16 protein-coding genes are annotated in these 14,009 nt (G+C 51.2%); all 16 read right to left on the bottom strand.

Annotated features, from left to right (window positions below):
- Positions 1-34: 34 nt before the first annotated feature.
- On the bottom strand, positions 35-838 hold the full coding sequence (panB, locus tag PHH49_06780; GenBank protein ID MDD5488644.1) for a 3-methyl-2-oxobutanoate hydroxymethyltransferase: 804 nt from the start codon (positions 836-838) through the stop codon (positions 35-37).
- A gap of 16 nt (positions 839-854) precedes the next feature.
- Positions 855-1,595: a methylenetetrahydrofolate reductase gene (locus tag PHH49_06775; GenBank protein MDD5488643.1), complete on the bottom strand. Its 741-nt coding sequence runs from the start codon at positions 1,593-1,595 to the stop codon at positions 855-857.
- Between the two features lie 43 nt (positions 1,596-1,638).
- On the bottom strand, positions 1,639-2,517 hold the full coding sequence (locus tag PHH49_06770) for a bifunctional 5,10-methylenetetrahydrofolate dehydrogenase/5,10-methenyltetrahydrofolate cyclohydrolase (GenBank protein ID MDD5488642.1): 879 nt from the start codon (positions 2,515-2,517) through the stop codon (positions 1,639-1,641).
- 1 nt (position 2,518) lies between these two features.
- Positions 2,519-3,115, bottom strand: coding sequence for a cyclodeaminase/cyclohydrolase family protein (locus PHH49_06765; GenBank protein MDD5488641.1), 597 nt, complete (start codon positions 3,113-3,115; stop codon positions 2,519-2,521).
- A 4-nt stretch (positions 3,116-3,119) separates the two neighbouring features.
- Positions 3,120-4,826, bottom strand: a complete 1,707-nt coding sequence (locus PHH49_06760; protein MDD5488640.1) for a formate--tetrahydrofolate ligase — start codon at positions 4,824-4,826, stop codon at positions 3,120-3,122.
- 91 nt (positions 4,827-4,917) lie between these two features.
- A complete protein-coding gene (locus PHH49_06755) occupies positions 4,918-5,550 on the bottom strand; it encodes a ribonuclease HII (GenBank protein ID MDD5488639.1) in 633 nt (210 codons plus the stop codon).
- Entirely contained in the window at positions 5,531-5,893 is a 363-nt protein-coding gene (gene rplS / locus PHH49_06750; protein MDD5488638.1) for a 50S ribosomal protein L19, read from the bottom strand. Before rplS ends, PHH49_06755 begins: the two co-directional genes overlap by 20 nt.
- Before the next feature lie 15 nt (positions 5,894-5,908).
- Entirely contained in the window at positions 5,909-6,631 is a 723-nt protein-coding gene (gene trmD / locus PHH49_06745; GenBank protein MDD5488637.1) for a tRNA (guanosine(37)-N1)-methyltransferase TrmD, read from the bottom strand.
- A 14-nt stretch (positions 6,632-6,645) separates the two neighbouring features.
- Positions 6,646-6,885, bottom strand: a complete 240-nt coding sequence (rpsP, locus tag PHH49_06740) for a 30S ribosomal protein S16 (protein ID MDD5488636.1) — start codon at positions 6,883-6,885, stop codon at positions 6,646-6,648.
- Between the two features lie 79 nt (positions 6,886-6,964).
- A complete protein-coding gene (murA, locus tag PHH49_06735) occupies positions 6,965-8,230 on the bottom strand; it encodes a UDP-N-acetylglucosamine 1-carboxyvinyltransferase (GenBank protein ID MDD5488635.1) in 1,266 nt (421 codons plus the stop codon).
- Complete coding sequence (prmC, locus tag PHH49_06730; GenBank protein ID MDD5488634.1) at positions 8,223-8,924, bottom strand: peptide chain release factor N(5)-glutamine methyltransferase; 702 nt, start codon at positions 8,922-8,924, stop codon at positions 8,223-8,225. The genes murA and prmC overlap by 8 nt, the downstream gene beginning before the upstream one ends.
- Positions 8,921-10,003, bottom strand: a complete 1,083-nt coding sequence (gene prfA / locus PHH49_06725) for a peptide chain release factor 1 (GenBank protein ID MDD5488633.1) — start codon at positions 10,001-10,003, stop codon at positions 8,921-8,923. Before prfA ends, prmC begins: the two co-directional genes overlap by 4 nt.
- A 149-nt stretch (positions 10,004-10,152) precedes the next feature.
- A complete protein-coding gene (gene rpmE / locus PHH49_06720) occupies positions 10,153-10,365 on the bottom strand; it encodes a 50S ribosomal protein L31 (GenBank protein MDD5488632.1) in 213 nt (70 codons plus the stop codon).
- 195 nt (positions 10,366-10,560) lie between these two features.
- A complete protein-coding gene (rho, locus tag PHH49_06715; GenBank protein ID MDD5488631.1) occupies positions 10,561-11,841 on the bottom strand; it encodes a transcription termination factor Rho in 1,281 nt (426 codons plus the stop codon).
- On the bottom strand, positions 11,826-12,407 hold the full coding sequence (coaE, locus tag PHH49_06710) for a dephospho-CoA kinase (protein ID MDD5488630.1): 582 nt from the start codon (positions 12,405-12,407) through the stop codon (positions 11,826-11,828). The genes rho and coaE overlap by 16 nt, the downstream gene beginning before the upstream one ends.
- 4 nt (positions 12,408-12,411) lie before the next feature.
- A partial coding sequence (polA, locus tag PHH49_06705; GenBank protein MDD5488629.1) for a DNA polymerase I occupies positions 12,412-14,009 on the bottom strand: 1,598 nt, incomplete at its 5' end.

Here is a 14,009-nt window from a genome sequence, read left to right as displayed (position 1 = left end):
ATTCCAGCATAACAAGATGGCTGTATAAGCTATATCAGGAAAAAGAATGTCCGTCATCGGGAAATTTTTCCGACTCTACCTCTTCCCGGAATTTATTTACGGCGCTCTTTATCTCCGAATTGACATCCGCGTAACGTTTCACGAACTTAGGCGTGAACTTCTCGAACAGGCCTATTATATCGTTTATCACCAGTACCTGTCCGTCACAATGTACCCCGGCGCCTATCCCGATGGTCGGCATAGCGAGTTTCTCGGTTATTTCACCGGCCAGGCCGGCCGGAAGGCATTCAAGGATCAGGGCCAGGCATCCCGCTTTTTCCAGCGCCTTAGCGTCCCTCATTAGCCTTCCCGCGGAACTGTCGTCTTTGCCCTGGACCTTATATCCACCCAATTTGCTAACGCTCTGGGGGGTAAGGCCTATATGGCCCACAACGGGTATCCCGGCCTTTCCTATAGCGCTCACACGGCCCGAGACCTCTTCCCCTCCCTCGATCTTCACCGCTTCACATCCTGCTTCTTTGACAAACCTTCCCGCGTTACGTACCGCGTCCTCATCGCTTGCCTGAAAAGACATGAACGGCATATCCCCGATAAGAAATGCCCTTTTTACGCCTCTTCTCACCGCACGCGCATGGTGCAGCATCTCATCCATGGTGACATTTACAGTGGACTCGTATCCCAGCACCGTCATGGCCAGGGAATCCCCCACAAGAACCGCGTCAATACCGCAATTGTCGACCGCCTGCGCCGTAGGATAATCATAGGCGGTCAACATCGTTATTTTCTTTTTATCTTTCTTTTTCCTGGCAAAATCAAGTACAGTGAACTTGTTGTCCATGGTCCCAGCCTCCTGGCTATACGATACCGGTAAGGTACGCCACGACATCGACGGTTATGGGGCAGAAATATACATGGAATTTCTCGTCAGTCGCTACGTCCAGCACCTGCCTGGCGAAATCCCTGTTCCACTCCATCGTACACTTAAAATCCTCAGGGAATACTATCCTGTTCTTGGTTTCCCAGTAATGCTTCGACGACTCCCTGATCACGGGGGCCAGTCCCCAGAAAACATGTGTATCCCTCAATTTGTCCGCGTATTTTTCCATAAGCCCCAGGTCGAAAAAAGGTTGAGTGAAGAACCCGTCCGCGCCGGCATCCCTTTTCTTTTCGACATATTCAAGCTCCTCAGAGAAAGACGTCCGCCACTGGTCTATCCCGGCGTAAACCTTGATATCCGGCATTTCCCTCTTCAATTTTGATATCAGCGTCACGGAATCGCACGGCTGGTCGCTTTTGGAGACTATCTCGGGATTGTCCCCGAGTATGATCAACACCTCACCAACGTTATTTTCCCGGAACCTATCCACATACGGAAAAGGTTCATCCTTGTGTATGGAAACCGCCCGCACATGCGGTATCACCTTCGGAAAGAAAGGCGCCGCCAGTTCGCAGGCCTCCGGGATACGGACATCGTACTTCAATATATCCGGGATGTTTATCGTATCAACACAGGGAAATTTTCCCCTGACCAGTTCCAGTTCTTCCTTGAACGTTGCCGGGTCTCTCGGCACGAGCTCTAAAGATATTCTCCCCATTCCTTCTTCCCTTATATTATTTGTCCTATGATAAAACCGGAGATCACGCTTTACAGCTACTGGCCCCCGGAGCCTGCCGCAAATAAGCCCTGAGCACGTTCCTCATGAGGATAGCTACAGTTACCGGCCCTACGCCGCCAGGCACGGGGGTTATCACAGAGGCCTTGCGCGAAACGTCCTCGAAATCCACGTCCCCGGTTATAACCCCGTCCACGCTGTTTATGCCGACATCCACCACCACGGCACCCTTGGATACCCAGTTCTCCTTTACAAGACCGGCTTTCCCGACCGCGACGACCAGGATCTCGGCTCCCTGAGTATGCTCCGTCAAAGTACCGGCTTCCGCGGTAGCTATATGACATACCGTCGTAGTCGCTCCCTGGTTCAGCATCATCAGGCTCAAAGGCTTCCCCACGATCTCGGAATGCCCTACGATAACGACCTCTTTACCATAAAGCTCCACACCGGAAACCTTGAGGATATGCATTACCGCTCCCGGAGTACATGGCACGATATCGGCCTCCTTGCGCAATATCTTACCCAGATTGAAAGGATGAAGTCCTTCCGCGTCCTTTTCCGGGGCCACGCAAGCCACGATACGGTTATGTTCACCATTGAAAGGAAGCGGTTTTTGCAGGATAATGGCGGTGGTCCCCTTGTCGGCGTTCAGCTCTTTCACTTCGGCCATCATATCCGCCATTCTCGCGTTCTCTCCCAGGTCCTTTCGCACGAACTCGATACCTACCTGTTCGGCGGCTCTTTGTTGCATTTTTATATATATCTCGGCGTCATCACCCGCTCCGGATGATAAGGACACAAGCCTTGGGGCCGGCGCTCCCGAAGTGGTTATCCCGTCAACATGGGCACGGACCTCTTCTTTTATCCTGCGGGCTATTTCACGTCCATCTATGATCGTAGCCATATCAGAATACCCCCGTACCCGACGTTACGTTACCATGCAATTCTGCGATCTTCTCCGCCATTATTTCCAGTTCCTTCCTGACAACTGACACAAAAGCCGCGTCCTTTATCCCCGGAAGGTTTATCTCCACGTTCACCCTGGCCGACCAAAATGATGCCCTTAGCATATGAGCGGCGCTGATCACGTCCGTCATAAGGTTCTTGTTGCAATCTTTCGCGATAAGCCCGGTTATTTCCAGGGACTCAAGGGACTTGCGGCACACGTTCAAAGGTTCTTTAGCGGCGCGTATATATTTCTCATCGGACGGAGTACCGTCAGACAACGCTTTCATCAGTTCCGTGAACGCCTCACAATCCCCGTCCACACTGCCTTCCAGGCTTTCCAGTATCTCCTGTTGCTTGTCCCTGAAGACCTTCATAACACTGGTGACCTTATCCGGCATGTTCTTGCCCATGCTGAAATTTATGACCATAAGGTTGAGCCCGGCGCCCAGACACGCCGCCAGTGCCGACGCGCTACCGCCGCCTGGCACCATGGATCGAGCGGAGAGCTCGCTTATATACCCCGCTACCGGGGTCTTGATGAACCTATCCCCCATAATATCAGAACAGCCCTTTCGTTTCACCTGTCTTGAGATCCACATCCACCTTCATGCCTCTCGGGTTCTTGGGAAGCGCTGGCATCGAGTTCTCGCCGTTATCACAGGCCACGAGCACATATCCCGCGCCGGAGGCTATATCCACATCTTCTACCGTCAACTTGAACCCGCGAGGCCTACCCTTCTTGGCCGCGTTATTGGAAAGAGAATACGGGGTCTTGACCATGCTTATGGTCATCTGGTCCAGTTTGGTCGCTTCAAGTTGGCCGATCTTCTCGGTAGCCAGATCGGAGTACTTGACCTCACTGGCCCCGTATATGGACTTGGCCACCCTTTCTATCTTGCTTTTCAGGTGCATATCTACCGGGTACAGGTACCGGAACTTGGATGGGATCTTGGAAGCTTCCGTCACGGCTTTGGCCAGTTCCGCTCCGCCTTTACTGCCTGAACGGTATACATCGCTCACGGCTATACCTTCCACCTCCAGGGCTTCCGCCCTGCGGACGACCACATCGGTCTCTTTCACAGTATCGGACTCGAATTTGTTCAGGCACACGACTATTGGCACCCCGAAAAGCTTGAGGTTCTCGACCTGTTTTTCAAGGTTAGAGCACCCGCGATCGACAGCCGACAGGTTCTCTTTCTTAAGGTCCGCGGATATATTGCCGGTCTTCGACACGTAGTCCCCGCTGTGTATCTTAAGACCCCTTATGGAACAATTCACCACGATCACGTCCGGTTTCAATCCGGACTGGCGGCACTTGATATCGATGAATTTCTCAAGCCCCATATCGGCACCAAAACCCGTCTCTACCACGGCGTAGTCAGCAAGCGCCAGAGCCATCATGTCGCCTATGACGGAGGTGGAACCATGCGAAACGTTGGCAAAAGTACCGGCATGGACGAAACACGGGGTGTGCTCTATGGTCTGCACGATGTTCGGGCTCAAGGATTCTTTCATGAGTACCGTCATAGCTCCGGCCACCTTCAGATCATCCGCGGTAACGGGTTTCCCATCCTCGGAAAAAGCCACTATCATGCGCCCCAGGCGCGTCCTGAGGTCCTTAAGGCTTTCTGACAAGGAAAGTATCGCCATACATTCACACGCAGGCAGGATATCTATCCCGCTCTTACGGCTCACGCCATGAAGTTTTCCTCCACCCCCGATGGAAATGTTCCGCAGGGACCTGTCCCCTATCTCGGTCACCCTGCGACACACGATATTGTCCTTATTTATCTTTAGCGGGTTCTTCAGGAAAAGGCTGTTGTCCAGAAATGAGGCGCAAAGGTTCTGCGCCGCTGAAACAGCGTGAAAATCACCCTGCATCTCAAGTGTTATCTCCTCAGCGGGAAGCACCTGCGCGTATCCGCCGCCCACCGCGCTTCCTTTAAGCCCGAACACAGGTGAGAGTGAAGGCTGGCATATACATGGTATCGCCTTCTTCCCGGACCTATTGAGGGCCATACCAAGACCTATCGTTGTCACGGTATTACCTTCTCCAAGATATGTAGGTGTTATCGAAGTTACCGCGATGAGTTTCCCGGGTTTCCGGTTGTTTAGAGGCCCTTTGAGCATCTCGGCAGAGACCTTGGCCCGGTATTTCCCGTATTTCTTGAGATATTTCGACGCTATCCCCGCTTTTCTGGCGATATCATCTATATCCTTGAGCTTAATCGTCGAGGCGACCTTTGCGTCATAACTGTACCCCATAAGGCATTCTCCTTTGTTTTTCGGTCGAGCTTATAAAATCGATCGCAAACAATATCCGGCTTGATCCATACAGATGACAACCATGTTCACATTACGTTCTGTGGGACCCAAAAGGTCCAAAGGTCTTCCGATGTATATGTGACAGCCCATGCTTTCTTATGTTCTCCAGATGCTCCTTTGTCCCATATCCCTTGTGGTTCTTGAAACCGTATTCGGGATACTTTCCATCCTCGTCCATCATTATGCGGTCACGGTACACTTTAGCTATTATCGACGCGCACGCGATGGAAAAACTATAAGTTTCACCGGAAACAAGGGCCAACTGCGGAAACCCTCCCGGCATCTTCATGTTACCGTCTATCAGAAGGAAATCCGGTCGCGTGTTAAGGTCCCCAATGGCCCGTTTCATCGCCAGCAGGGTAGCGTTATATATGTTCAACTTATCTATTTCCTCAACGCTCGCCGTGCCTATACCGACATCACATTTCTCGATTATTTCAACAAAAGCCCGCTCACGATTCTTGGCGGTCAATCTTTTAGAGTCGTCTATACGCGCCGTGAAAACGCGATCCTTGATGATCACGGCTGAGGCGGACACCGGACCCGCCAGGGGCCCTCTTCCTGCCTCGTCTATCCCGGCCACGTTAAGATACCCGTCCGCCATGGCCCTGTCCTCATGGCAGAACCGGTCAAGCGTACCGATATCAGCCGTTCTTTTGCTCAACTTTTTCCCTTACTTTAGTGGCTTTTTTACCCTTTTTGCCACGTAAATAGTAAAGCTTTGCCCGCCTGATCTTTCCCTTTTTCTTGATGGCTACCTTCTCCAGTAGCGGCGAGTTCATCGGGAATATCCTCTCCACACCTTCACCGTAGGATATCCTGCGAACGGTAAAGTTCTTGTTAATGCCGACACCCTTTATGGATATCACTATCCCGCCGAACACCTGTATCCTTCTCTTATCGCCTTCCTGGATGCTGAAATGCACATCTACAGTATCCCCGATCCTGAACTCGGGTTTCCCTGCTTTGATGTATTTTTTCTCAAGACTAGCTACCTGTTGTCTCATTTTTCCTCCTCTTGGCTATTTTACCAGTAGATCAGGCCTGCGACTCAGTGTCCTTTCCCTGGCACGTTCGGCCTGCCACTCCTTTATCTTTTTAGGGTCACCGTTCATAAGCACATCCGGTACTGACATCCCCTTATACTCCGCCGGCCTTGTGTACTGCGGATATTCAAGCATCCCATGTTCGAAAGATTCATCCTCAAGACAGGCCTCGTCCCCGAGAACCCCGGGCAAAAGCCTCGTCACGGCGTCACATACCGCCATGGCGGGTATTTCTCCACATGTCAGAATGAAATCCCCTACCGACAGCTCCATGTCCACCAGACTGCGTATCCGTTCATCATACCCCTCATAATGCCCGCATATGAGGACCATATGCCCGTATCCCGACAGTTTCCTGGCGCACTTCTGCGTGAATTTTTCCCCCTGGGGCGTCAGGAGCACAAAGACAGGCGAGCTATCTCCCGCCTCATTCCTCAGGTCTTCGATACACCTGTCGACCGGCTCCACTTTCATCACCATCCCCGGCCCTCCGCCATAAGGCTTGTCGTCGACCGTACGGTGTTTATCGTGGGTCCATTTCCTCAGATCATGCGTTACGATGCTGACCATGCCTTTTTTCTGAGCTATACGCACCATGGACTCTTCAAAAACGCCGCTGAACATACCCGGGAATAATGTCACTATTTCGATCTTCATTTTTTTAATATCCGAAATATCGATCACTGAACATATCGACATCACCGGCATCCCGGTCAAACACCGAGTCTCTTTAGTATGCTGCTTACGGTCTCTGACGGTTTAGCGCCGTTCTTCAGCCAATAAGCGGCCTTTTCCTTGTCCAGTTCGACATGCTCCTTGCCCTTCTTGGGGTCATAGAAACCCAGTTCATCCAGAGCCTTGCCGTCCCTCTTCGCCGGTTTGTCTACCGCGATTATCCGGTAAAAAGGACGTTTTTTCGTCCCGAAACGCTTGAGTCTTAGAACTACTGCCATTACCTTTTCCTCCTTTATTTTTCCATATTGCCGTTTCCGGCCCTATCCGGGCATGAACATCCGGATAAGCCGTTATTCTCTATTCTTTCACTCTCCATATTTTCGCACCTACAGCGGATAATTTTTCCTCGATATGTTCGTATCCTCTGTCGAGATGGTATATCCTTGATATCTCAGTCTGCCCTTTCGCGATAAGGCCAGCCAGGACAAGCGCCGCGGACGCCCTGAGGTCCGAAGCCATTACCGGAGCGCCACTGAGCTCTTTGACCCCGCGTATTATCGCCGAAGAACCTTCCAGGATTATCTCCGCCCCCATCCTGTTCAGTTCACTTATATGGATAAAACGTTCGGGGTATATCTTTTCCGTTATCACGCTTATCCCGTCGCAAACGGTCATAAGACTCATCATCTGGGCCTGTAGGTCCGTAGGGAACCCCGGATACGAAAGTGTGGTTATATGCGTGGAACGTATGGTCCTCGCGTCACGCTTCACGTCAATGCCGTCCTCCGAAGCTTCGACCACTCCGCCGCATTCTTCCAACTTGTCGATCAGCGCGAGATTGTGGTCCATCTTAGCGTCTTTGAGGAAAAGATGGCCGTTAGTTGCTACCGCGGCGATCATATATGTCCCCGCCTCGATCCTGTCGGGGATTATGTCGTATTCAACCCCCCTTAAGGCCTTAACGCCTTTTATCTTCAAGGTAGGTGTCCCTATCCCTTTTATCTCGGCACCCATAGCGACAAGACAGTTCGCCAGGTCCGATACCTCAGGCTCACATGCCGCGTCCTCTATCGTCGACTCTCCTTCAGCCAGTACGGCACCCATGAGGGTATTTGCCGTAGCCAGCACACTGGAACCGAAATGTCCCCCCAGATATATCCTGTCGCCTTTCAGCTTACGCGCCTTGGCGACTATGAACCCTTCTTCCGTGCGGATATCCGCGCCTAAACGTCTTAACCCCTTAAGATGCAGGTCTACCGGCCTGGGACCGATAACACAACCGCCGGGAAAAGATACTCGCGCCTCGCCGCATTTCGCGATAAGTGGACCAAGGAACGCTATTGACGCTCTCATAGTGCTAACAAGTTCGTACGGTGCCGTAACTCCGGTTATCTTACCGGGTAATACCTCGACACTATTCTTGCCAAGCTTTACTTCCCTGCCGAAACAGGTAAGAAGCTTAACCATGGTCGATATATCCTTAAGGTCCGGCACGTTCCGTATAAGACAGCCTTCCTCTGTAAGCAATGTCGCCGCAAGGACCGGAAGGCACGCGTTCTTCGCCCCGCTTACCCTTATCTCGCCCGCTAACCTCCGGCCGCCTTCGACCATGAGTTTATCCATTTTTCCTCCCCGCGACCACACGTTCGTATCCGGCCGGGTCAGCGTAAGAACGCACATCTACGAACCCGTTGTCCCGGAAACATCCCCTGACCTTTGCCGCCTGGTCATAGCCTATCTCTATCGCCGCGAAACCTCCGGGCTTCAGGTATCTCATCGCACGCGACAAGATACGTGTTATATGGTCCATACCCTCGGGCCCTGAACAAAGCGCCACTCTCGGTTCGGCCTTGACCCATTCATCCAGCCCTTCGTAATCCTTGTCGGAAACATACGGCGGGTTGGACAATATCGCGTCGAACATGTCCTCATGCTCCGGTCCGAACGCCGAAAAAACATCTGAGAACATGAGTTCCACACTGGATGCGCATCCTAACTTCATGATGTTGCTCTCGGCCACGTTGAGAGCGTCTTTCGAGATATCACAGGCGATCAAGCGACAGTTACCAAGTAACTTCAAAAGTCCCAGGGCTATAGCCCCGCTTCCCGTACCGATATCAAGCACGGCAGGTTCCAGAACGCCCGACTTTCTGAGAGTTTCCGCCGCGACCGCGACCAGAAGCTCGGTCTCCGGCCTGGGGATAAGAACGCGAGGATCGACATTCAACCTGATCCCCATAAAATCTTCCCAACCACGCAGATATTGCGTTGGCGTGTCCTCAAGAGCTCTTTTATCGTCCACCAGACCCGTGGTCACATCGTCTCCAGTTTCAGTTTCCGGTCCTCATCCTGCAGCCCCTTTATCAGGGCCTCCATATCTCCCTCCAATATATTTGAAAGGTTATGGATAGTAAGGTTTATCCTGTGGTCGGTGACCCTGTTCTCGGGAAAATTATACGTCCTGATCTTCTCCGACCTGTCCCCGCTTCCGACCTGTTTCTTTCTCTGGGCCGATCTCGTGTTCCGCTGTTCCAGCTGCATTTGCTCGAATATACGCGCCTTGAGCACTCTCATCGCCTTAGCCTTGTTCTTGTGCTGACTGCGTTCATCCTGGCAGCTCACCACCACCCCCGTTGGCATATGTGTTATTCTCACCGCTGAATCCGTGACATTCACATGTTGCCCGCCTGCGCCCGAGGCCCTGTACACATCTATTTTCAAGTCCTGCGGTTTTATATCCACCTCGACATCATCTGCCTCCGGCAGCACCGCCACCGTCGCTGCCGACGTATGTATCCTCCCGCTGGCTTCGGTCTCGGGAACCCGCTGCACACGGTGCGTGCCCATCTCGAACCTCAAGTTCTTGAACACATGGGAACCTTCTACCGAGAATATGATCTCCTTTATCCCACCTTTTTCCGTCTGGCTCATACTGATAACGGATATCCGCCAGCCCATCTTATCCGCCAGCTTCGTGTACATTTTGTACAGGTCGGCGGCAAAAAGACCGGCCTCCACGCCTCCCGTCCCGGCGCGTATCTCCATAATAACGTTCTTTTTGTATTCGCTTTCGTCCTCGGAGATCAAAAGGTCTTCCAGCTCCGCTCCCGTCTTTTCCACGGCTTCGGATATGCCTTCCAGTTCGTTCCTGGCCATTGCGGAATATTCGCTGTCCTGGCCCTCTTCTTCTATCATCCGCTCAAGCCCATCGCGCTCTTCCTGAAGAGAACGGTATCTATCGTATACCTCCATTACATCCTTGAGCTCCGCGTACTCCCTGGCCTTGGTCTTATATTGCTCACGGTTCGCCAAAAGCTCCGGCGACGCCAGTTCTTTTTCAAGTGATAGATATATCTGTTTCTTCTTTTCCGCTATATCTGATATTTTATTCATCATTATATATCACGCGCGAATAATATTAATATGATAGAAAATAGCTCTCAGTTCATGAACTGAGAGCTATATACGGTTAAAACCCGGGCATCACGCGTATGAACGCGCGGGAACAACACAAAAGATATGACTTCTCGATCATGGTCTTTGCGTTAATTTCCCTTCTTTTTCCCTTCATACCGTTTGTGAAAGCGCTCTACCCGACCGGCGGAGTCCACCAATTTCTGTTTGCCGGTATAGAAAGGATGACAACTTGAGCATATTTCGACATGTATGTTCTCTTTCGTAGAACGGGTGTGGACCGTATTCCCGCACGCGCATACGAACGTCGCCTCCTTGTACTTAGGATGTATACCTTTCTTCACTACTAACCTCCTTGATATGTATATATAAACATTTAACTTAAATTAGGAATACTCATTGTACTAAAATTTCAGCAAAATTCAAGCGTTTATTGCGAAATTTATGTAAATATACAGCATATCTGATATTTATTGAATTATCCAGCCTTCCGGCATCCCTCCCGATACAAAACTATTTAGACATAACTCATTCATTTATCATGCCTTACCCATATTCTGGAGGAATTCCTCGTTGGTTTTGGTCTTTTTCAACCGGTCGATCAATAGCTCCATCGCCTCTACGGAATCAAGGTCACTCAGGGCTTTCCTCATAAGCCATGCCCTCTTAAGTTCGTCCTCAGGAACAAGAAGGTCCTCTTTCCTGGTATTAGACCGCTTGATATCGATGGCCGGATATATCCTCCTCTGGAAGAGGTTACGGTCCAACTGGATCTCCATGTTACCAGTACCCTTGAACTCCTCGAAAATGACCTCATCCATCCGGCTGCCGGTATCCACAAGAGCGGTAGCGATTATGGTGAGGCTTCCGCCTTCCTCCACGTTCCTGGCCGCTCCGAAGAACCTTTTAGGTTTATGTAACGCGTGGGCATCCACACCACCCGAAAGGATCTTCCCTGAATGCGGTACGGTAGCGTTATACGCCCTGGCAAGCCTGGTGATCGAGTCCAGAAGTATAACGACATCGAACTTATGTTCAACTAGCCGCTTTGCCTTATTGAGCACCATCTCCGCCACTTGAGTATGCCTCTGCGGCTGTTCGTCGAACGTGGAAGCCACCACCTCGGCCTTTACGGACCTCTGCATATCGGTAACTTCCTCGGGTCTTTCATCTATCAGAAGTATTATCAATTTCACTTCGGGATTGTTCTTTGTTATGGTATTCGCCAATTTCTGCAGGAATACCGTTTTTCCGCTGTACGGCGGCGCGACTATCATGCCCCTCTGCCCTTTTCCCACCGGGGTCAAGAGGTCCATTATACGCATTGATATCTCATGCGGATCTGTTTCCAGCTTGAACCTTTCATCCGGATACAGAGGCGTAAGGTTCTCGAACAATATCCTGCCTTTGGCTACTTCAGGATTCTCGAAATTCACCGCTTCGACCTTAAGAAGCGCGAAATACCTTTCCCCTTCCTTTGGCGGTCTTACCTGGCCACTCACGGTATCACCGGTACGGAGGTTGAACCTGCGTATCTGTGACGGGGACACGTATATGTCGTCCGGACACGGAAGATAGTTATAGTCGGGGCTCCTCAGGAACCCGAACCCGTCCTCCAACACCTCCAGCACTCCTTCCCCATAAGCCATACCGTCCTTTTCTATCTTGGTCTGCAGTATCTTGAATATCAGGTCGTGCTTTTTCATACCGCTTATACCGTTGATATTCAAATCCTTGGCCAGATCGGTAAGCTCACCTATTTTCATGTTCTTTAGATGCACTATATCCAGTTCTTTCGGGTCTTTCATATTCTTTGCCATATCTCGTCTACTCCTTTTCTTAACTCAACCATGTCTTTACTGTTCTCTATGATAATATCAGCGCTCCGCTCTTTTTCCTCGTCAGGCATCTGAAGAGCAAGCCTGCGAAGCGCCTCTTCTTTGCTCATGCCACGCCCTACGGCCCTTGCTATCTTTATCTCATCCGAGGCCTTTACCAGGATGACCCTGTCGACGATAGCCCCAAGTCCCGCTTCGATAAGAAGCGGCGCGTCGACCACTATGACACCTTCATCTATCGCGTTCACTTTTTCCTTTATCGCCCGTGCTATCCTCGGATGCGTTATTTCGCATAACCGCTCCATGTTCCCGCCGTCGGAAAAAACTTTACCGGCCAGTTTCCCGCGATCAATCTTTCCCGCGATGAGGACCTCTTCCCCGAACTGCTCTTTGATCTCGCGCACGACCTCCATGTCTTTTTCCAGGAGTTCATGCCCTATCTTGTCGGCGTCTATATGGACAGCGCCTTTTTCGGCCAGGATCATCGCGACCGTCGTCTTCCCCGACCCCAAGCCTCCGGTTATCCCCAATACCAGTCTTTTCGCCATGACACTATGCCTTGACTTCTTCCATATCCAGCCAGTTACTACCGTATTCCATATCTACTTTCAGCGGCACTGATAATGGCAACGCCCCCTCCATTATCTCCCTTATCCTTATTGCCGCCTTATCCACCTTATCTGCCGGCATCTCGAACACAAGCTCATCGTGTACCTGCAATATCATCTTGATATCCGTATCCCGGAACTCTTTCCAACAGCCGATCATCGCTATCTTGATCACATCGGCCGCGGACCCCTGTACGGGCGTATTGACCGCCGTACGTTCGGCGAACCCGCGGAGTTTCTCGTTGCCGCTGTTTATATCCGGGATGGGACGCCTCCTGTTGAGGATAGTAGCCACATAGCCTTTATCCCGCGCTGACGTGATCGTATCCTCGATAAAGGTCCTCACACCTTCATACCTCTTGAAATAAGCGTCAATGAAACTCTGTGCTTCCTGTATCCCGATACCCAGGTCCTTGGACAGACCGTACGCGCTTATACCGTATACTATGCCGAAATTAACGGTCTTTGCCGTACTCCGCATCTTACCCGTGACCTTATCCCTGGGAACATTGAATATCTCGGAAGCCGTAAAACTATGCACGTCCTCACCCTCGCTAAAAGCCTCCAGGAGCTTTTTATCTTTCGACAGATGTGCCAATATCCTGAGCTCAACCTGCGAGTAATCCGCGCTGAAGACCACGTCTCCCTTTTCGGCCGGAATGAAAGCTTTCCTGATACCCCTTCCCAGGTCCGTCCTTATCGGTATATTCTGGAGGTTTGGCCCGCTGGACGACAACCTTCCGGTTACCGTACCTGTCTGGTTAAAACTGGTATGAAGCCTCCCCGTTCTTTCATCGATAAGTGAATGCATGGAGTCATAATAAGTCGCCTTCAGTTTACTTATTTCCCTGTATTTCAATATCTCCCGGGGAAGTTCATGCATTTCCGCCAGTCTCACAAGCACGGACTCATCGGTCGACGCTCCGGTCTTTGTCTTCTTTATGACCGGTAGGTCAAGCTTATCGAAAAGCACTGTCTGGAGTTGTTTCGGCGAGTTTATATTGAACTCGCCTCCCGCGATATCATATATTTTGGAGGACATCTTCTCTATTCTGGCGCCGAGTTCCTGTGATGTCCGCGCGAGATACTCCTTGTCTATCCCGACACCTTCAATTTCCATGGACGCCAGGACGTATACAAGTGGCATCTCCACGTCATAATAAAGCTCTTTGAGCCCCGCCTTGGAGATCTCCCCGGACATACCGAGATGCACCCTGAGGGCAACATCCGCCTCTTCACAGGCCTTTATGCCGCTATCGTCATCCACCGTCGATCCGGCAAGATTATAGCCCAACCGGTTCATGGCTATCGTATCAAGAGCATAATTACCTCTACCCGGGTTTAGTAGGTAATCCGCTATCATGATGTCCTCGGTCTGTCCCCGGAACTCCACTTCAAGCCCCTTTAGCAGGATGAGGTCCGACTTCACGTTATATCCCACCTTGCGGATCAGGGGATCTGACAGGACCTCTCTAATTATAGCCATGAACTCCCCGCTGAAAGAAAGATGATAACCTTTGCCTTTCTCCACGGAAAAAGCCG

The sequence above is a fragment of the Candidatus Omnitrophota bacterium genome, from assembly GCA_028715965.1.
In the GTDB taxonomy this organism is placed as follows: domain Bacteria; phylum Omnitrophota; class Gorgyraeia; order Tantalellales; family Tantalellaceae; genus JAQUQS01.
The sequence above is the reverse complement of the archived record's forward strand: the minus strand, read 5'-3'. Positions and strand labels throughout refer to the sequence as shown.

Bases quoted from the DNA above. Each gene is read 5' to 3' on its own strand.
- rho (MDD5488631.1), bottom strand. From the start codon at position 11,841: ATGGCAAAGAATATGAAAGACCCGAAAGAACTGGATATAGTGCATCTA.
- rpsP (MDD5488636.1), bottom strand. From the start codon at position 6,885: ATGGCAGTAGTTCTAAGACTCAAGCGTTTCGGGACGAAAAAACGTCCT.
- panB (MDD5488644.1), bottom strand. From the start codon at position 838: ATGGACAACAAGTTCACTGTACTTGATTTTGCCAGGAAAAAGAAAGAT.
- rplS (MDD5488638.1), bottom strand. From the start codon at position 5,893: ATGAGACAACAGGTAGCTAGTCTTGAGAAAAAATACATCAAAGCAGGG.
- PHH49_06770 (MDD5488642.1), bottom strand. From the start codon at position 2,517: ATGGCTACGATCATAGATGGACGTGAAATAGCCCGCAGGATAAAAGAA.
- PHH49_06775 (MDD5488643.1), bottom strand. From the start codon at position 1,595: ATGGGGAGAATATCTTTAGAGCTCGTGCCGAGAGACCCGGCAACGTTC.
- PHH49_06765 (MDD5488641.1), bottom strand. From the start codon at position 3,115: ATGGGGGATAGGTTCATCAAGACCCCGGTAGCGGGGTATATAAGCGAG.
- murA (MDD5488635.1), bottom strand. From the start codon at position 8,230: ATGGATAAACTCATGGTCGAAGGCGGCCGGAGGTTAGCGGGCGAGATA.
- trmD (MDD5488637.1), bottom strand. From the start codon at position 6,631: ATGTCGATATGTTCAGTGATCGATATTTCGGATATTAAAAAAATGAAG.
- prfA (MDD5488633.1), bottom strand. From the start codon at position 10,003: ATGATGAATAAAATATCAGATATAGCGGAAAAGAAGAAACAGATATAT.
- PHH49_06760 (MDD5488640.1), bottom strand. From the start codon at position 4,826: ATGGGGTACAGTTATGACGCAAAGGTCGCCTCGACGATTAAGCTCAAG.
- coaE (MDD5488630.1), bottom strand. From the start codon at position 12,407: ATGGCGAAAAGACTGGTATTGGGGATAACCGGAGGCTTGGGGTCGGGG.